The organism is Streptomyces sp. NPDC048623 (assembly GCF_040650755.1).
In the GTDB taxonomy this organism is placed as follows: domain Bacteria; phylum Actinomycetota; class Actinomycetes; order Streptomycetales; family Streptomycetaceae; genus Streptomyces.
Genome location: NZ_JBEZHV010000004.1, coordinates 293,904 through 311,120, shown reverse-complemented (window position 1 = coordinate 311,120; position 17,217 = coordinate 293,904). Strand labels below are relative to the sequence as shown.

The window sequence follows — 17,217 nt, the reverse complement described above, 5'->3', positions numbered from 1 at the left end:
CGGTTCAGCGGCGCACGTGCGCGGCGATCGTCCGCGCGCAGTCGAGCGACTCGGTGCGGGTGGTGTCGACCTCCAGGTCGTACGTCACGCCCTGGTGCACGAGTTCGGCCTGCCGCGCGGCCATGCCGGAGGTGCGGTCGCCGCGGGCGATCTCGCGGGCGGCGGCGACCTCCGGCGCGCAGCGGACGCCGACCCAGAGCACGCCGAGCCCGGCGGTGGCGGCGCGCCAGCGCTCCTGCGAGGCGGCGCCGCCGAGGAAGACGTCGTCGACGACGATCCGGGCGCCCGCCCGGGCCATGGCGACGATGCCCTCGGTCCAGGCCGCCTCCAGGGCGCGGAACACCGGTCCGACGGTCACCTCGCCGTCGGCGGCGAACTCGATGCCGCCCGGGCTGCCTTCGAGCCCGGCGGGCAGGGCGTCGACGAAGTCGTCGACGCCGAAGGCCAGCCACGGCTCGGGGAGCACGGCCTGGAGGCAGCGCACCATGCCGGTCTTCCCTGAGCTGGAGCCGCCGTTGAGGATGATCATCCGCGTCGTCACGCGGTCACCCTAGGGGTTCCCGTCGGCCCCGCCCCAGTGGATTTCGGCCGGCGCCCGACGCCCGCCGCCCGCCGTCAGTCGACTGCCGTCAGCCGACCGGCACCAGGGTGAGGTAGGCGATGCCGAGGAGGCCGCGGTAGCCGAGCCACTGGGAGCGCTGGCGGTCGACCTTGGCGCGGGTCTCCGCGGCGAGCGGGTGGTCGGGGTGGGCGGCGAGCCAGAGTTCGGTGGCCTGCCGGTAGCCGGACTCGAACGCCTCCCACTCCTCCGGGCTCGCCGTCTCGATCCAGGCCGGCCGGAAGCCCGCCTCGATCGCGAGGTCCACGAGGACGTCGAGGGTGGTGTGGTCGTCGGCGCGGGCGCCGGGCCACATCCGGGCGAGTTCGGCGTCCGTGGGGGTGCGCTGCCAGAAGCCCTCGCCCAACAGGACGCGGCCCCCGGGCCGGACAAGACGGCGCAGTTCGCGCAGGATGGCGACGAGGTCGTACGGGGCCTCGGGGTCGCACAGCGCCTGGCCCGAACCGAGGCACAGCACGGTGTCGGCGGGGCCGCGGGTCGTGCCGTACCCGGACTCCTCGGCGTACTCGACACGTGCGTCGAGCCGGCGCTCGGCGGCGAGCTGCCGGCCCAGGGCGAGGTCGTCGCCGTTGATGTCGATCCCGAGGCCCTTGGCGCCGGGGACGGCGGCGACCAGGCTCAGCAGGAACTCGCCCCAGCCGCAGCCGATGTCGAGGATCGTGCCGGGCGAGGCGGCGGCGAGCCGCTCGATCATGGCGTCGACCCGGGCCTCGGAGAGGGGGCCGTGGAAGGTGAGTCCGGTACCGAAGGCCGGCGGTCCGGCGGCGGTGTCGGTGGTGTTCGCGGTCTCGGCGGGCTCTGCGGAAGGGGTTTCGGTCACGAGGCGCGACCCTAGCCCGCGTCGCCCGTGCCGCCCAAGGCATTTAGGGGGTCGTCGAGGACCGGCTGCCAGGCGAGTTCGGCGGCGCCGACCAGGCTGTTGTGGTCGAGGGTGCAGGGCAGGATCGGTACGCCGCCGCTGCGGCCCCACAGGCTGCGGTCGGCGACCACGGCGCGCAGCCGCCCCGGGTCGGCGTCGAGGAGTTCGCGGTGGAGGCCGCCGAGGATGATCCGGTCGGGGTTGAGGATGTTGACCAGGCCGGCCAGCCCGAGGCCGAGCCGGTCGATCAACTCCTCGGTGGCGGCGCGGACTCCGGGGTCGTCGGCGTGGTCACGGAGCAGGTCGCGGGCCTGCTGGAGCAGCGAGACCTCGGGGCCGGGCGCGCGCCCGGCGACGGTGAGGAAGGCGAGCGGGTCGGTCTCGACGTCGAGACAGCCGCGCGAGCCGCAATGGCAGGGACGGCCCTCGGGGTTGACGGTGAGGTGGCCGACCTCCAGGGCCAGACCCGAACTCCCGGTGTGCAGGCGCCCGTCGAGAACGAGCGCGCCGCCGACGCCGCGGTGGCCGGTGGCCACGCACAGCAGGTCCTTGGCACCGCGGCCCGCGCCGTGCCGGTGCTCGGCGAGGGCGGCGAGGTTGACGTCGTTGCCGGTGAAGGCGGGGCCCTCGATGCCGGCGGCGCGGACCCGCTCGGCGAAGATCTCGCGGACCGGCGCACCGGCCGGCCAGGCGAGGTGCAGCGGGTTGAGGGCGGTGCCCTCGGGTTCGGCGACCGCGGAGGGCGCGGCGAGCCCGGCGCCGACGCAGCGCCGGCCGCTGGCGCGGAGCAGCGCGGCCCCGGCGTCGACGACGGCGCCGAGCACCTGGGCGGGGTCGGCGGAGACGGTCACGCAGCCGGGGGCGGTGGCCTCGATGGTGCCGCCGAGGCCGACCAGGGCGGCGCGGAAGCCGTCGGCGTGCACCTGGGCGGCGAGGGCGACGGGGCCCTTCTCGTCGATGGTGAGCCGGTGCGAGGGGCGGCCCTGGGAGCCGGCGGCGGCGCCCGGGTTGGAGTCGACGCGGATCAGGCCGAGCGCCTCCAGTTCGGCGGCGACGGCGCCGGCGGTGGCGCGGGTGACGCCGAGCTCGGCGGTGAGCACGGCGCGCGTGGGGGCGCGGCCCGTGTGCACGAGTTCGAGCGCGGGTCCGAGCGCGCTGCGCCCCCTGTCCAGCCGTGTCCGGGTCGTCGTCGCCTTGCCGTTCATGGCCCCGAGTCTCCCATGATCGCCGCTCCGGGAACCCCCACCACCCTCCTTCGGCCGGTTCCGGACCCTGCGGGGGCGCGCGCTCGCCGTCTCCGGGGCGCCGGGGCGTGCGCGTCCGCCGGGTCACGGGGCGCCGGGGCGCGCGCGTCCGCCGGGTTGAATCCGTCGGGCCGCCACCCCTATCCTGAGTTTGTGCCGCTACTAAACAAAGTGCGGACGGCCGTATCGGGGGGAACCCGCGGAGACACCGCACCCCTCCCCCTGACCCGCCTCCGCTCCGCCCTGACCCTGTTCTTCGCCCTCGACGGCTTCCTCTTCGCCGGCTGGGTGGTCCGCATCCCGGCCATCAAGCAGCAGACCGGCGCGACCGCCGGCGACCTCGGCCTGGCACTGCTCGGCGTGTCCGCGGGCGCCGTCGTCACCATGACGCTCACCGGGCGCCTGTGCCGCCGGTACGGCAGCCACCCCGTCACCGTGGCCACGGCGGTGCTCCTCTCGCTCTCCCTGGCCCTCCCGGCGCTGACCCGCTCCCCGCTCGCCCTCGGCCTGGTCCTGCTGGTCTTCGGCGCGGCGTACGGCGGGATCAACGTCGCCATGAACAGCGCCGCCGTCGACCTGGTCGCCGCCCTGCGCAGGCCTGTGATGCCGAGCTTCCACGCTGCCTTCAGCCTCGGCGGCATGCTCGGCGCCGGACTCGGCGGCCTCGTCGCCAGCGTCCTCTCCCCCACCGCGCATCTGCTCGGCCTCACCGTCGCCGGACTGCTCCTGACGGCCGCCGCCGGCCCCGTACTCCTGCGGCATCCCTCCCCCGCCCCGCCCGAGGCACTCCCCACCCCGGCCCGTCGGGAACCCGGCCCTGCCCGGCGGTCCGCCGGGGCGCGCCGGACGGTCCTCGTCTTCGGTGTGATCGCGCTGTGCACGGCGTACGGGGAGGGTGCCCTCGCCGACTGGGGCGCCCTGCACCTGGCGCAGGACCTGGACGCGCACCCCGGCGTCGCGGCGGCCGGCTACTCGCTGTTCGCCCTCACCATGACCGTCGGCCGGCTCTCCGGCACCGCCCTGCTCGAACGCCTCGGCCAGACCCGCACCCTGGTCGCGGGCGGCCTCACCGCCGCCGCGGGCATGCTGCTCGGCGCGCTCGCGCCCAGCGTCTGGGCGGCCCTGCTCGGTTTCGCCGTGACCGGTCTCGGCCTGGCCAACATCTTCCCGGTCGCCGTGGCCCGCGCCGGCGCGCTCACCGGACCGAGCGGCGTCGCCACCGCGTCCACCCTCGGCTACGGCGGCATGCTGCTCGGCCCGCCGTCCATCGGCTTCCTGGCGGACTGGTTCTCGCTGCCGGTCGCGCTCACCACGGTCGCGGTGCTCGCGGCGGGGGCGGCCGCGATGGGCTGGGCGGCGCGGGACAGGCGGGCGCCCGGGGCGCGTTGAGCCAGACGGCGCCGGGGCGGCGGCCCGCGCGACGGGCCGCGTCGACATAATCCGTGACATGGACACCCTGAGCATCGACACGCACATCGACGCGCTCGACACGGCGGGCAAGGCGCTCCTGACGGCCGCGGCGGCGGCCGGGCCGGACGCCGAGGTCCCCGCCTGCCCCGGCTGGCGGGTGCGCGACCTGCTGCGGCACACCACGATGGTGCACCGCTGGGCCACGGCCTTCGTCGCCGAGGGCCACACCTCGTACCAGCCGGACGGCGGAGAGCCCGATCTCGACGGCGACGCGCTCCTCACGTACGTGCGCGAGGGGCACGAGGGGCTCGTGGCCGCCCTGCGCTCCGCCCCGGCCGACCTGGAGTGCTGGAGCTTCCTGCCCGCGCCGTCGCCGCTCGCCTTCTGGGCGCGCCGCCAGGCCCACGAGACCACCGTGCACCGCGCGGACGCCGAGTCGGCGCTCCCCGCGGGTCCGGGGCCGGTGGACCCGGCGCTCGCCGCCGACGGCGTGGACGAGCTGGTACGCGCCTTCCACGGCCGGGACCGGAGCCGGGTGCGTACGGAGCAGCCGCGGCTGCTGCGCGTCCGGGCCACGGACACGGGCGACCTCTGGTCCGTACACCTGTCCCCGGAGGCGCCCCGCGCCGAGCGGAACGCGGACGGGGGCGACGGCGGCCCCGCCGACTGCGAACTGAGCGGTTCTGCCGGCGAGTTGTACCTCACACTGTGGAACCGGCTTCCGCTGGACGCGGTGACGGTGGCCGGGGACGCGGGGCTCGCCCGGCTGTGGCGGGAGAACTCCGGCATCACCTGGTGAGTGGCCTCCGGGTCGCCCGTACCGGGACCAGCGCCTGTCCGGCCCTGATCCGCCGGACGGGCCGCCTAACCGAGCCAGCCGGGGCGGACCAGGCCCGACTCGTAGGCGAGGACGACGAGTTGGGCCCGGTCGCGGGCGCCGAGCTTCACCATGGTGCGGCTCACATGGGTCTTGGCGGTCAGCGGGCTGACGACCAGGCGGCGGGCGATCTCCTCGTTGGACAGGCCGAGGCCGACCAGGGCCATCACCTCCCGCTCCCGTTCGGTGAGTTCGTCGAGACCGGCCGCGCGCGCGGGCGCCTTCGAGCGGGCCGCGAACTCCTCGATCAGGCGGCGGGTGACGCCGGGCGAGAGGAGCGCGTCGCCCTCGGTCACCGCGCGGACGGCGCGCAGCAGTTCCTCCGGCTCGGTGTCCTTCACCAGGAAGCCCGAGGCGCCGGAGCGGATGGCCTCGAAGACGTACTCGTCGAGCTCGAAGGTGGTCAGCATGACCACCTTCACCGCGGCGAGTCCCGGGTCGCCGGTGATCTCGCGGGTGGCGGCGAGGCCGTCGAGCCGGGGCATCCGGATGTCCATGAGGACGACGTCGGGGCGCAGGGCGCGGACCTGCGCGACGGCCTCCGCGCCGTCCGCGGCCTCGCCTGCGACCTCGATGTCCGGCTGGGCCGACAGGAGGGCGTGGAAACCGGCCCGGACGAGGGACTGGTCGTCGGCGAGCAGCACCCGGATCGCGGGCGGGTCCGATGTCTCGGGCGTGCCGGTCGGCTCGGGCGTGCCGGTCGGCTCGGGCGTGTCGGTCGGCTCGGGCGTGTCGGGGCTCACGGGGTCGGCTCCTCGGGGCGGACGGGGAGGCTGGCGCGCACCCGGAAGCCGCCGTCCGGCCGGGTGCCCGCCTCGATGGTGCCACCGAGCGCGGCGGCCCGCTCCCGCATCCCGGCGAGTCCGTTGCCGCTGCCGCCGGCGTCGCCGCCGGTGGCCGGGCCCGCGTCGTCGACGCTGAGTTCCAGGGCGCCGGGGCGGTAGCCGAGGACGACGGTGGCGGTGCGGGAGCCGGAGTGGCGCACCACGTTGGTCAGGGCCTCCTGCACGATCCGGAAGGCGGCGAGTTCGGTCCCGGGCGGCAGCCGGCGCGGCCGCCCCTCGGTCTCGGTGCGTACGGTGAGCCCGGCCGCGGCGGCCTGTTCGACCAGCTCCGGGAGCCGGTCGAGGCCGGGCGCGGGGGCGCGGGGCGCGTCGCCGGGCGCGCGGAGGGTGTCGAGCACCTGCCGTACCTCGCCGAGCGCCTCCTTGCTCGCGGCCTTGATGGTGGTGAGCGCGGTACGGGCCTGGCCGGGGTCGGAGTCGAGCAGGGCGAGGCCGACGCCGGCCTGCACGTTGATCACGGAGAGGGAGTGGGCGAGGACGTCGTGGAGCTCGCGGGCGATCCGCAGGCGTTCCTCGTCGGCCCGCCGCCGCTCGGCCGCGGCGCGCTCGGCCCGCTCCTTGGCCCACTGCTCGCGGCGTACGCGGACGAGTTCGGAGGCGGCGAGGATGGCCACGACGAAGGCGGCGACCGGGAGTTCCTGGCCCCAGGACGCCGGGCCGTCACCGGCGGGCGGCAGATAGCGGTACAGCCAGTGCGCCAGCAGCAGGTGCCCGGCCCAGAGCAGCCCGAGCGCCCACCACGCGGCCCGCCGGTGCCCGTGCACGACGGCGGCGAAGCAGGCGAGCGCGACCGGGACGAAGACCGGCCCGTACGCGTATCCCGCGGCCAGGTAGGCGAGCGTCACGACCGCCACCGCGAACACCACGGGCACGGGCCGCCGGTGCCGCGCGAGCAGCGGCAGCACCATGAGGACGAGCAGCAGCCGCCCGAGGGTGTCGAGCCCGAGCCGCTCGGGCTGGTTGCGCGCCGCGTACCCGGACCCGACGAGCACGAACACCCCGACGGCCACGGTCGACCGCCAGGGCAGCCCGGCGCCCGGCCCGCGCGCCGCCAGGCCCCAGGGCCCGCCGTGCCAGGGCCCGCGGTGCCAGGGGCCCCGGGCTTCCGGTGGTCCGTCGCCGCCGGGGGCCGGGGTGCTGGTGGGCTGTTCGTCCATGCGGCCACGCTAGACGGGGCCGGGGCGCGGGGGCGTCCGCCGGGCGGGGTGGTCACCCGTACTCCCGGGGGAGTACGGGGTGGGGGGCGCGGGTCGTGGGTGGGGGGCGCGGGTGCCGTTCCGGCGACCGCATTCGGGACTGCATGATTTACGGCGCGGTCGGGTCCGGCCAGGTTCGAGGGCCTTCTTTCCGCGCCACAAATCACGCTTTACGTCCCGAACGCGGTCCCCTGCACGTCCCCCGCGCCCTCGGTCTCAGCCCGCTGGCTCGGCCGTAGCGGCGCCTCTTCAAGACCTACAGCCGGCGCGCCGCCGCCGGGCCGCCCCGGTCACGGCTTCCGCAGCAGGCCCACGTCGCGGCCGAGGCGCTCGGCGGCGGTGGCGAAGAAGGCTTCGCGGTCCTCGACGACGTTGTTGAACTGGCCGAAGACCTCGAAGGAGATCAGGCCGAAGAGCTGGGCCCAGGCGAAGACGAGGGCGACGGCGAGCGGTGGCGGCAGGTCGGGGGCGAGGTCGGCGGCCAGTCGCTCGGCCTCGGGGTGGAGGGTGGCCGGGAGCGGTGGCGGGGTGACGCTCTTGTCGTGGTACGCGGCCCGGGCGGTGGACACGAGCAGCAGTCCGACGCGGGAGGCGGGGGCGATGGTGTCCTGCGGGGCGGTGTAGCCGGGGACCGGGGAGCCGTAGATCAGGGCGTACTCGTGGGGGTGGCCGACGGCCCAGTCGCGGACGGCCCGGCAGGTGGCGGTCCAGTGGGCCAGGTGGTCGCCGGGGACGGCCTTCGCGGCGGCGGCGTGGGCCTGTTCGGCGGCCGCGCCGACGGAGTCGTAGGCGTCGATGATCAGCGCGGTCAGCAGGTCGTCGCGGCTCGGGAAGTAGCGGTAGAGCGCGGAGGAGACCATGCCGAGTTCGCGCGCGACGGCGCGCAGCGAGAGCTTCGCCGCGCCCTCGGCGGCGAGCTGCCGGCGGGCCTCGTCCTTGATGGCGGCGGTGATCTCGATCCGGGCGCGGGCGCGGGCTCCTTGGACGGTGGTCATGGAGAGCAGTGTGCCATGTTTTGGAGCACCGCACCGAAACGAGAGCACCGCTCTTGCTTGAGCACACGGATCCGTGCACACTGGTCTCAAGCGAGAGCACCGCTCACACTTTGGAGCGGCGCTCACCCCATAGCTCGCGCCGGCCGCATGGAGGCTCCGATGTCCGCCCAGACCACCGACCACGTCATGAAGCCCGGCTGGTTCACCGTCCACGTCATGAACCGGTCCGTCGCCTGGCTCACCCGGCGCGGCATCAGCGTCTGGGGCTCCCGGGTCCTCGCCGTACGCGGCCGCAAGAGCGGCGAATGGCGCACCACCCCCGTCAATCTGCTGACCGTGGACGGCGCCCAGTACCTGATCGCCCCGCGCGGCCACGTCCAGTGGACCCACAACATGCGGGCGGCCGGCGGCGGGGAGCTGCACCTCGGCAAGCACGTGCAGCCGTTCACGGCCGTCGAGATCGCCGACGACGACAAGCCCGTACTGCTCCGCGCCTACCTCAAGCGCTGGAAGGCCGAGGTCGGCGTCTTCTTCGGGGGCGTCGGACCCGACTCGACGGACGAGGAGCTGCGGGCCATCGCGCCCAAGCACCCGGTCTTCCGGATCAGCGAGGTCTGACGCCCGACAAGGGCGGGGTCCGGCCATCCGGCCGGACCCCGCCACCGCATCACAACAGCCCTACGAGACCTCGTCCTTGGGCTCGTCCTTGCGCGGCGTCACCCCACGTCCCGCCGGCCCCACACCCACCGAGGTGTCCATGGACCGGTCGAGCAGATCGAGCGCCCGGCGCGCGAGCCCGTTGCCGCGGACCAGGCCGGCCAGCGTCGTCGCCCCGCGCGTGATGTCCGCGAAGGCCTTCCAGGCCGGCCGCACACCGGTTATGGCCGCGTGCAGGAGCCCCGGCCGCCGCTCGAACACCGCGAGCATCCGGCGCCCCACGGCCATCTCGACGCCGAGCCCGGCCTTGATGGCGAAGGCGTAGTTGAGCGCCTGCCGGCGCGCGTCCACCGCGTCGCCCGCCTCCGCGATCCGGACCGCCCACTCCCCCGCGAGGCGCCCGGAGCGCAGCGCGAACGAGATGCCCTCGCGGGTCCACGGCTCCAGGAGGCCGGCCGCGTCGCCGCAGACCAGGACCCGGCCGCGGGAGAGCGGCGAGTCGTCGGTGCGGCAGCGGGTCAGATGCCCGGAGGAGACGGCCGGTTCGAAGCCCGCGAGCCCGAGGCCCGCGATGAAGTCCTCCAGATAACGCTTGGTCGCCGCGCCCTCGCCGCGCGCCGAGATGACGCCGACGGTGAGCGTGTCGCCCTTGGGGAACACCCAGCCGTAACTGCCGGGCAGCGGGCCCCAGTCGATGAGCACCCGGCCCTTCCAGTCCTCCGCCACCGACGGCGGCACCGGGATCTCCGCCTCCAGACCGAGGTCGACCTGGCCGAGCTTGACGCCGACGTGCGCCCCTATCCGGCTGGCGCTGCCGTCGGCGCCGACGACCGCGTGGGCCAGGACGGTCTCGCCGTCGGCGAGCACGACGGCGACCGTGCGCCGGTCCGGCACGGACGGGCCGTGCTGCTCGACCCGGCTGACGGTCACTCCGGTGCGCAGCTCGGCGCCCGCCTTCTGGGCGTGCTCGACGAGCTGGGCGTCGAACTCGGGCCGGTTGATGAGCCCGAAGAGCATCTTGCGGGAGCGGCGGGTCCGGGCGAAGCGCCCGCCGAGCTGGAAGGTGACGGCGTGCACCCGGTCCTGGAGCGGCAGTTCGAAACCGGGCGGCAGCGCGTCGCGCGAGGGGCCGATGATGCCGCCGCCGCAGGTCTTGTAGCGGGGCAGTTCGGCCTTCTCCAGGAGCAGCACCCGGCGGCCGGCGACGGCCGCCGCGTAGGCCGCCGAGGCCCCGGCGGGACCGGCGCCGACGACGACCACGTCCCAGACCTGCCGCTCCTCGTCCGGGCCCACCGGCCCCGTACCGGCCTGCGCCGCGCCCTCTGCCGCTCCGGCGTCTGCGTTCTCGCTGCTCACGATGTGCTTCTGCTCCTGATCCGACCGGTGGTTCCTGCTCTGGACGCATCCTACGGCGCGGTAGGGGGGCCGTCCGGGCCGCCCCGCGCCGTAGGATCGGGCGTGCGTTCGCCGTACAACCGATACACGGCGTCGTCCTGACAACGTCGCACCCACCAGGAGCGTGCCCATGACCGCGAATCCGATCGCCGAGACCGTCGCATCCCTGATGCCCCGCGCCAAGGCGGAGCTGACGGAGCTGGTGGCCTTCCAGTCGGTCGCGGACGAGACCGTCGCCCCGCGCAGCGAGTGCGAGGCCGCCGCGAACTGGGTGGCCGACGCGCTGCGCGCCGAGGACTTCCAGGAGGTGGCGCTGCTCGACACCCCGGACGGTACGCAGTCGGTGTACGGCGTGCTGCCCGGCCCGGCGGGCGCGCCGACCGTGCTCCTGTACGCGCACTACGACGTGCAGCCGATGCTGGCCGAGTCGGAGTGGCTGACCCCGGCGTTCGAGCTGACCGAGCGTGAGGACGGGCGCTGGTACGGGCGCGGCACGGCCGACTGCAAGGGCGGCTTCATCATGCACCTGCTCGCGCTGCGCGCCCTGAAGGCGAACGGCGGTGTGCCGGTCACCGTCAAGATGATCGTGGAGGGCTCGGAGGAGCAGGGCACCGGCGGTCTGGAGCGGTACGCGGAGGCGCACCCCGAACTCCTGACGGCGGACGCGATCGTCATCGGCGACGCCGGCAACTTCCGGGTCGGCCTGCCGACGGTGACGGCGACGCTGCGCGGTATGACGATGATCCGGGTCACGATCGACACGCTGCAGGGCAATCTGCACTCGGGTCAGTTCGGCGGCGCCGCGCCGGACGCGCTCGCTGCGCTCATCCGGGTGCTCGACTCGCTGCGCGACGAGGCCGGTGACACGGTGATCGACGAAATGCCGGCGGACGCGGTGTGGGAGGGCCTGCAGTACCCGGACGCCGACTTCCGCAAGGACGCGAAGGTGCTCGACGGTGTGGACCTGCCGGGCGCCGGCACGGTCGCCGACCGGATCTGGGCGCGCCCGGCCGTGACCGTCGTCGGCATCGACGCGCAGCCGGTGGCCGGCGCGACCGCGTCGATCCCGTCGACCGCCCGCGCGCAGGTCAGCCTGCGGGTGCCGCCCGGCCAGGACGCGGCGAAGGCGACGGAGCTGCTGTTCGCGCACATCGAGAAGCACACGCCGTGGAACGCGCGGGTGACCCTGGAGAAGGTCGGCCAGGGCCAGCCGTTCCAGGCGGACACCTCCAGCCCGGCGTACACCTCGATGGCGGAGGCGATGCGGATCGCGTACCCGGGTGAGGAGATGCAGGCCGCGGGCCTCGGCGGCTCCATCCCGCTGTGCAACACGCTGGCCTCGCTGTACCCGGAGTCGGAGATTCTGCTGATCGGCCTGAGCGAGCCGGAGGCGCAGATCCACGCGGTGAACGAGTCCGTGTCGCCGCAGGAGCTGGAGCGTCTGTCGGTGGCCGAGGCGCTGTTCCTGGTCAACTACGCGAGCTCGAAGGCGTAGTCGCCGCAGTTGATGCCGTGGTCACGCTCTGGGCGGAACTCGCCCGGAGCGTAGACCCGTGCCGGATTCGAGGACGCGGACGTACGTTCGCCGCATGGACCTCGTAGAGATCGCTCCCCGGCTCCACATGCTGCGCTTCTCCATCGGCCAGGCCTGGCTCTGGCGGGACGGCGAGGAGTTGACGCTGATCGACGCCGGCTGGGCGGGCTCGGCGGACGAGATCGCGTCGGGTCTGCGCGGTGCCGGCCTCGATCCGGCCGGGCTGCGGCGGATCGTGCTCACCCACTGCCATCGCGACCATGTGGGCGCGGCCGGGGAGTTGGCCGATCGCTTCGGCGCCGAGATCCTGGCGCACGCCCTGGACGCCCCGATGGTGCGGGGCGAACTCCCGGTTCCCGAGCCCGACTTGCTGGACTGGGAGCGGCCGCTGTACGCCCACGGGCTCACCGTCCCGGAGGCGCCGCCGACCCGGGTGGACCGGGAACTCACGGACGGCGAGGTCCTGGACTTCGCCGACGGCGCGGTGGTGGTGCACGCCCCGGGCCACACGCCCGGCTCGATCGCGGTCCATCTGCCGCGCCACGGCGTGCTGTTCAGCGGCGACACGGTCGCGTCGATCCCGGACGTGATGTTCGGCGTCTTCCACGTGGACCGGGCCGGGGCCCTCGCCTCGATGCGCCGCCTCGCGGACCTGCGCCCGTCGGTGCTGTGCTGCGGGCACGGCGAGCCGGTGACGACGGACACGGCGGCGCGCCTGGCGAGGGCGGCCGCACAGGCTCAGGAGCGGTAAGGGGCGCCGTACGGGGAACCTCGGTGCGCCGCACGCCGTCCTTTCCCCTGTGAGTACGACGGAACGGCGCCCGGTGCGCCAGGGCGCGGGCGAACGCGCAAGTTCGCGGCGGATCCGGCGGGCCGGGATCCTCGGCGGGGCCGCCGCCGCGGCGACCGGCGGCGTGTACATCTTCCTCGAACTGGTGACCGGCGGCCCGCTGCGGTGGGCCGCGGCGCCGGTCGCGGCCGTCTGCTTCGGCGTCGTCGTGTTCGCCGGGTTCTCGGCGGGCCGCGAGCACGGGACGCGCAAGGAGACGATCGCGCCGGGCGAGACGGTCCTCTGCACCTACGGGGTGTGGGCGGAGCCCGCGCCGCCCGCGAGCCGCCGGGCCTCTGTCGACTTCTCCCCGTATCAGCTGCGCCTGACCGACCGTCAGCTCCAGCTCTGGCAGTACGCGACCCTGGTCTGGGCCCATCCCTGGACCCAGGTCCGCCTCGTCACCGACGGCCCGCTGCTGCGTGTGCTGCACGAGGACCGGGAGATCGCGGCGGTGGTGGGCGCGGCGTCGGCCACGGGCATGCCGGAAGAGGTGCGCTTCGTGGCGGGCCGGATGGCGGCGCGGAGTCCGGAAGGGCGGTAGGGCCTGGCGGTTCGGCCAGTCCGCCCCGCGTCACCCCACCGGGACGCCGGCCTCCAGGTTGAGGACGGTGCCGCGTTCGCGGGCGCGCAGGGCCCAGCGGAGGCGGGCGTAGCGGACCGGGGGCAGCAGGTCGGCGGCCTCGGCCTCGGTGACGAAGCGCCAGGCGCGGAGTTCGGCACCGGGCAGCAGCAGACGTTCGGCGTCGGCGGCGGGCAGCCGGCCGCCGTCGAAGAGCAGGCGCAGTCCGCCGTAACCGGGCGGCTGGGGGCGTTCCCAGTCGACCAGGAGCAGCCTGGGCACGGTGTCGAGGCGGAGCCCTATCTCCTCGGCGACCTCGCGCATGCCCGCGCGGGCGGGCGCCTCGCCGGGCTCGACGACGCCGCCGGGGAACTCCCAGCCGGGCTTGTAGGTGGGGTCGACGAGCAGGAAGCGGTCGTCCTCGTCGAAGAGCAGGACGCCGGCGGCGAGCGTCTCGCCGGTCGGCTCGGGGGTCTGGACGATGCCGCAGGGGGCGGCGCGTCCGCTGGTGACGGCGTCGGCGACGGCCCGGGCGGTCTCGGCGGCGCTGAGCGCGGAGTTGTCGACGGCGTACGCGTCGGCGGCGAGCCAGCCGTCACGCGCGCGCCGGTAGCGGTCGAGCTGCCCGCGGCACCACCGGCCGGCCGGAGCGCCCGGCTCTGCCGGCATCTCGCCGGCGCCCACGCCCATGCCGGACACGCTGGCCGGGCTCTCGCCAGTGCCCACGACCGCCCCGGACACGCTGGCCGGGCTCTCGCCAGTGCCCACGCCCGCGCCGGGGGCCTCCTCCGGTGTCCCGCCGGTGGCCCGGGCGGTGAGCTCCGCCTCGGGAGGGGTCTCTCCTGCGGCTCGGCCGCTTATCGCCACCTCGGCCGGAGTCTCACCGCCGACCACGCCCGCGCCGGTCTCCCCGGCCGGCCCCACATCGGTGCCCTGGCCCGCACGGAACACCTCGGCCGGGCTCTCGTCGGCGGCCAGGACTGCGCCGGCCGCCTCGGCCAGTGCCTCACCGCCGTCCACGCCCGCGCCGGACACCCCGGTCGGCGCCTCACCGGTGGCCCCGGCGAGCGCCGCCGGCTCAGTGGCGTCGACGGTGTCCGCGAGCGTCGCGCGGTGTTCGATCCGGGTGCGCAGGATCGTTTCGTCGGGGGTGAGCAGGACATGCCGGACCTCGATCCGGCGGGCCGCGAGGCCGCCGAAGATCTCGTCCCGGTACTCCTGCCGCAGCAGGGTCATCGGGACCACGAGCACCCCGCCGAGCTCGGCGAGCAGCGCGGCGGCGGTGTCCACGACGAGGCGCCGCCAGATGGGCAGGTCCTGGACGTCGGTGACCTCCGCGAGACGCTTACGCGGAAGCATCCGGCGCAGCGCGCCGTCGGTGGACTCGGGGTCGTACAGGGTGCTGTTCGGGATCAGCTCGACCAGTTCGCGCGCGGTGCTCGACTTCCCCGCCCCGAACGCCCCGTTGATCCAGACGATCACGATTCCCCCTCTTCGTCGGCACCCAGTGGCTTGCCCGCACCACCCTGCCACGGAAACCCGCGGGCGGCGGCGGCCCGGGCGCGGCGGGCGGGGGAACCGGGGCACCCCCAGCGCGTGCCGGTCCACGGCCGCGCGGCACACCGCGGACACGGCCCGCGGGCCGCCGTCACGGGCGGAGGGGGCGCCGGGGTCCGACGGATTCCCGGTCCGCGGGGAACCGCGCTCGCCGGACGCGGTGGCGGTGCGGGCCCAGGGGCGCCGCCCCCGCGCGTCGGACCGGGCCCGCGCGCCCGGCGTACGCCCCGGGGCCCGGCGTGCGCCGTCCGTACGGCTCCGGGTGCCGCCACGGATGCCGCTACGGGTGCGGCCCGGCCCCGGACGCGCTCAGCGCCGTACCGGATCGCCCTCCGGCTGCGCGGCGGCGGCCGCGGCGGCGCCGAGGAGACCGGCGTCGGTGCCGGTGAGGGCGGGCACGACCGTGAGGCCGCGGACGAAGGAGAGCGTGGCGTACGAGCGGAGGGCGCGGCGCAGCGGCGCGAAGAGGACCTCCCCGGCGCCGGCCACTCCCCCGCCGACGACCGCGATGTCGATCTCGACCAGGGAGGCGGTGGCGGCGATCCCGGCGGCCAGGGCCTGCGCGGCGCGCTCGAAGGAGGCGACGGCCACCGGGTCGCCGGCCCGGGCCGCGGCGGCCACCGCGGCGGCGGAGGCGTCGCCGTCGGGGCCGGGCCGCCAGCCGTTGTCCAGCGCGCGGCGCGCGATGTGCGGGCCGCTGGCGATCCGTTCGACGCAGCCGCGCCCGCCGCAGGCGCAGGGGTCGCCGTCCAGGTCGACGCTGATGTGGCCGATGTGCCCGGCGTTGCCGGTGGGTCCGGGGTGGATCCGTCCGCCGAGGACGAGGCCGCCGCCGACGCCGGTGGAGACGACCAGACACAGCGCGTTGTCGTGGCCACGCGCGGCGCCCTGCCAGTGCTCGGCGGCGGTCATCGCGACGCCGTCGCCGATCAGGGTGAGGGGCCGTCCGCCGGTGGCCCGCCGCACCCGGTCGACCAGCGGGAACTCGCGCCAGCCGGGCACGTTGACCGGGCTGACGGTGCCGGCCGAGGCGTCCACCGGGCCGGCACTGCCGATGCCGACGGCCCCCGCCTCGGCCCACAGCGGGGACTCCGCGAGCTCGCCGAGCACCGCCGTCACGGCCTTCATCACCGTCTCGCCGTCCTCGCGCGCGGGCGTGGGCCGCTGGGCGCGCACCCGGATACGGCCCCCGGCGTCGACCAGCGCTCCGGCGATCTTGGTGCCGCCGATGTCGAGGGCGACGACGAGGTCAGTGCGCATGGGCTCCGGGTCTCTGTGGGGACGGTGGGTGTGACCTACAGTCTTCCCGCCTCTGACAACGTTGTCCAGGGCCTATGCTCGACAGCAACGAGATCGATACGCATCTGAGCGCCCGATCGCACACCCGACGGAGGAACCTCACGCCGTGGCCGACATCGCCCGCCGCCCCGAGCACCGTTACGGCAATCGGCCCACCATGAAGGACGTCGCCGCCCGGGCGGGCGTGGGCCTGAAGACCGTCTCGCGGGTCGTCAACGGCGAGCCGGGCGTCACGCCCGACACCGAGCGGCGGGTGCAGGACGCCATCGAGTCGCTCGGCTTCCGCCGCAACGACAGCGCGCGGGTGCTGCGCAAGGGGCGCACGGCGTCGGTCGGACTGGTCCTGGAGGATCTGGCGGACCCGTTCTACGGTCCGCTGAGCCGCGCCGTCGAGGAGGTCGCGCGGGCGCACGGGGCGCTGCTCATCAACGGCTCCAGCGCCGAGGACCCGGACCGCGAGCAGGAGTTGGCGCTCGCGCTGTGCGCGCGCCGAGTGGACGGACTCATCGTCATCCCGGCGGGCGGCGACCACCGCTATCTGGAGCCGGAGATACGGGCGGGCGTCGCGACCGTCTTCGTGGACCGGCCGGCGGGCCGGATCGAGGCGGACACGGTCCTCTCGGACAGCTTCGGCGGCGCACGGGCGGGCGTGGCGCACCTGATCGCGCACGGCCACCGCCGGATCGGTTTCATCGGCGACCTGCCGCGCATCCACACCGCGACGGAGCGGCTGCGCGGCTACCGGGCGGCGATGGAGGACGCGGGGCTCGACGTGGCCGAGGAGTGGGTGGCGCTCGGGCCGACGGACGCGGAGCGGGTGGCGGCGGCGGTCGAGGCGATGCTGTCCGGTCCTGAGCCGGTCACGGCGCTGTTCGCGGGCAACAACCGGGTGACCGTGACCGCGGTCCGGGTGCTCGCGGGGCGTGAACGGCCGGTCGCCCTCGTCGGGTTCGACGACATCGAGCTGGCCGACCTGCTGGGCATCACGGTCATCGCGCAGGACGCGGCGGCGCTCGGCCGCTCGGCGGCCGAGCGGCTCTTCCGGCGCCTCGACGGGGTGGCCGGGGCGCCGGAGACGGTGGTCCTGGGGACCCGTCTCATCGCCCGGGGCTCGGGCGAGATCGCGCCGCCGGCAGAGCAGTGACCGCGCGCCCCGCCCTCGGCCGGTCCGCCCGCCTCTCTTCGAGCCGTAAGACACCATGACGGCCCACGCCGAGGCCACCGCCCGTGCCGTGCGAGGCCTCGACTTCGCCTTGACCATGCTGTTCGGAGCGGTGTACCGGCCGGCCTGTTCCTCCTCGTCACCGGCTTCGCCGTCGAACCGGCCGCAGCTGCGGCG

15 protein-coding genes and 2 pseudogenes are annotated in these 17,217 nt (G+C 75.5%); 7 read left to right on the top strand and 10 right to left on the bottom strand.

What is annotated here, in order from left to right:
* Positions 1 to 4: 4 nt before the first annotated feature.
* From cpt to AB0C73_RS08505, 3 genes are all read right to left on the bottom strand, one after another.
* On the bottom strand, positions 5 to 529 hold the full coding sequence (gene cpt, locus AB0C73_RS08515; RefSeq protein ID WP_362526399.1) for a chloramphenicol phosphotransferase CPT: 525 nt from the start codon (positions 527 to 529) through the stop codon (positions 5 to 7).
* A 100-nt stretch (positions 530 to 629) separates the two neighbouring features.
* Entirely contained in the window at positions 630 to 1,439 is an 810-nt protein-coding gene (locus AB0C73_RS08510) for a class I SAM-dependent methyltransferase (RefSeq protein WP_362526196.1), read from the bottom strand.
* Between the two features lie 11 nt (positions 1,440 to 1,450).
* Entirely contained in the window at positions 1,451 to 2,683 is a 1,233-nt protein-coding gene (locus AB0C73_RS08505) for an ROK family protein (protein ID WP_362526194.1), read from the bottom strand.
* A gap of 192 nt (positions 2,684 to 2,875) precedes the next feature.
* Here AB0C73_RS08505 and AB0C73_RS08500 point away from each other — a divergent pair, with 192 nt between their 5' ends.
* Together AB0C73_RS08500 and AB0C73_RS08495 are read left to right on the top strand one after the other, a co-directional pair.
* Positions 2,876 to 4,111 carry an MFS transporter gene (locus AB0C73_RS08500; protein ID WP_362526191.1) on the top strand — a complete coding sequence of 412 codons (1,236 nt, stop codon included), beginning with the start codon at positions 2,876 to 2,878 and terminating at the stop codon, positions 4,109 to 4,111.
* A 67-nt stretch (positions 4,112 to 4,178) separates the two neighbouring features.
* Positions 4,179 to 4,931: a maleylpyruvate isomerase family mycothiol-dependent enzyme gene (locus AB0C73_RS08495; RefSeq protein WP_362526396.1), complete on the top strand. Its 753-nt coding sequence runs from the start codon at positions 4,179 to 4,181 to the stop codon at positions 4,929 to 4,931.
* A gap of 65 nt (positions 4,932 to 4,996) precedes the next feature.
* Here AB0C73_RS08495 and AB0C73_RS08490 read toward each other — a convergent pair whose 3' ends face one another.
* From AB0C73_RS08490 to AB0C73_RS08480, 3 genes are all read right to left on the bottom strand, one after another.
* Complete coding sequence (locus AB0C73_RS08490) at positions 4,997 to 5,659, bottom strand: response regulator transcription factor (protein ID WP_362526393.1); 663 nt, start codon at positions 5,657 to 5,659, stop codon at positions 4,997 to 4,999.
* An 89-nt stretch (positions 5,660 to 5,748) separates the two neighbouring features.
* Positions 5,749 to 7,011 carry a sensor histidine kinase gene (locus tag AB0C73_RS08485; RefSeq protein WP_362526189.1) on the bottom strand — a complete coding sequence of 421 codons (1,263 nt, stop codon included), beginning with the start codon at positions 7,009 to 7,011 and terminating at the stop codon, positions 5,749 to 5,751.
* Between the two features lie 329 nt (positions 7,012 to 7,340).
* A complete protein-coding gene (locus tag AB0C73_RS08480; protein ID WP_362526187.1) occupies positions 7,341 to 8,045 on the bottom strand; it encodes a TetR/AcrR family transcriptional regulator in 705 nt (234 codons plus the stop codon).
* A 159-nt stretch (positions 8,046 to 8,204) separates the two neighbouring features.
* Between AB0C73_RS08480 and AB0C73_RS08475 the strand changes: the two genes are divergently transcribed.
* The gene (locus AB0C73_RS08475; protein ID WP_362526186.1) at positions 8,205 to 8,663 is read left to right on the top strand and encodes a nitroreductase family deazaflavin-dependent oxidoreductase; all 459 of its coding nucleotides are present in this window, start codon (positions 8,205 to 8,207) and stop codon (positions 8,661 to 8,663) included.
* 60 nt (positions 8,664 to 8,723) lie between these two features.
* Here the strand turns inward: AB0C73_RS08475 and AB0C73_RS08470 are convergent, their stop codons facing one another.
* The gene (locus tag AB0C73_RS08470) at positions 8,724 to 10,058 is read right to left on the bottom strand and encodes a geranylgeranyl reductase family protein (RefSeq protein ID WP_362526184.1); all 1,335 of its coding nucleotides are present in this window, start codon (positions 10,056 to 10,058) and stop codon (positions 8,724 to 8,726) included.
* A gap of 169 nt (positions 10,059 to 10,227) precedes the next feature.
* Here AB0C73_RS08470 and AB0C73_RS08465 point away from each other — a divergent pair, with 169 nt between their 5' ends.
* From AB0C73_RS08465 to AB0C73_RS08455, 3 genes are all read left to right on the top strand, one after another.
* Positions 10,228 to 11,592 (top strand): dipeptidase, encoded by a 1,365-nt coding sequence (locus AB0C73_RS08465; RefSeq protein ID WP_362526183.1) that lies wholly within the window; start codon positions 10,228 to 10,230, stop codon positions 11,590 to 11,592.
* A 94-nt stretch (positions 11,593 to 11,686) separates the two neighbouring features.
* A complete protein-coding gene (locus tag AB0C73_RS08460) occupies positions 11,687 to 12,382 on the top strand; it encodes an MBL fold metallo-hydrolase (protein ID WP_362526181.1) in 696 nt (231 codons plus the stop codon).
* A gap of 49 nt (positions 12,383 to 12,431) precedes the next feature.
* Positions 12,432 to 13,004 carry a hypothetical protein gene (locus tag AB0C73_RS08455; protein ID WP_362526179.1) on the top strand — a complete coding sequence of 191 codons (573 nt, stop codon included), beginning with the start codon at positions 12,432 to 12,434 and terminating at the stop codon, positions 13,002 to 13,004.
* Positions 13,005 to 13,034: 30 nt separating this feature from the next.
* Here the strand turns inward: AB0C73_RS08455 and AB0C73_RS08450 are convergent.
* The 3 genes and pseudogenes from AB0C73_RS08450 to AB0C73_RS08440 all read right to left on the bottom strand — a co-directional run.
* Positions 13,035 to 13,643 (bottom strand): annotated as a pseudogene (locus tag AB0C73_RS08450) (NUDIX hydrolase); the annotation flags it as partial.
* A 459-nt stretch (positions 13,644 to 14,102) separates the two neighbouring features.
* Positions 14,103 to 14,504 (bottom strand): annotated as a pseudogene (locus tag AB0C73_RS08445) (AAA family ATPase); the annotation flags it as partial.
* 384 nt (positions 14,505 to 14,888) lie between these two features.
* Positions 14,889 to 15,839: an ROK family protein gene (locus tag AB0C73_RS08440; RefSeq protein WP_362526177.1), complete on the bottom strand. Its 951-nt coding sequence runs from the start codon at positions 15,837 to 15,839 to the stop codon at positions 14,889 to 14,891.
* Positions 15,840 to 15,984: 145 nt separating this feature from the next.
* Between AB0C73_RS08440 and AB0C73_RS08435 the strand changes: the two genes are divergently transcribed.
* Positions 15,985 to 17,022 (top strand): LacI family DNA-binding transcriptional regulator, encoded by a 1,038-nt coding sequence (locus AB0C73_RS08435; protein ID WP_362526175.1) that lies wholly within the window; start codon positions 15,985 to 15,987, stop codon positions 17,020 to 17,022.
* Positions 17,023 to 17,217 lie beyond the last annotated feature (195 nt).

What these genes read in the sequence shown, in the direction of transcription:
- cpt (WP_362526399.1), bottom strand. Translation starts at nt 529, where the DNA reads ATGATCATCCTCAACGGCGGCTCCAGCTCAGGGAAGACCGGCATGGTG.
- AB0C73_RS08505 (WP_362526194.1), bottom strand. Translation starts at nt 2,683, where the DNA reads ATGAACGGCAAGGCGACGACGACCCGGACACGGCTGGACAGGGGGCGC.
- AB0C73_RS08485 (WP_362526189.1), bottom strand. Translation starts at nt 7,011, where the DNA reads ATGGACGAACAGCCCACCAGCACCCCGGCCCCCGGCGGCGACGGACCA.
- AB0C73_RS08480 (WP_362526187.1), bottom strand. Translation starts at nt 8,045, where the DNA reads ATGACCACCGTCCAAGGAGCCCGCGCCCGCGCCCGGATCGAGATCACC.
- AB0C73_RS08475 (WP_362526186.1), top strand. Translation starts at nt 8,205, where the DNA reads ATGTCCGCCCAGACCACCGACCACGTCATGAAGCCCGGCTGGTTCACC.
- AB0C73_RS08465 (WP_362526183.1), top strand. Translation starts at nt 10,228, where the DNA reads ATGACCGCGAATCCGATCGCCGAGACCGTCGCATCCCTGATGCCCCGC.
- AB0C73_RS08460 (WP_362526181.1), top strand. Translation starts at nt 11,687, where the DNA reads ATGGACCTCGTAGAGATCGCTCCCCGGCTCCACATGCTGCGCTTCTCC.
- AB0C73_RS08440 (WP_362526177.1), bottom strand. Translation starts at nt 15,839, where the DNA reads ATGCGCACTGACCTCGTCGTCGCCCTCGACATCGGCGGCACCAAGATC.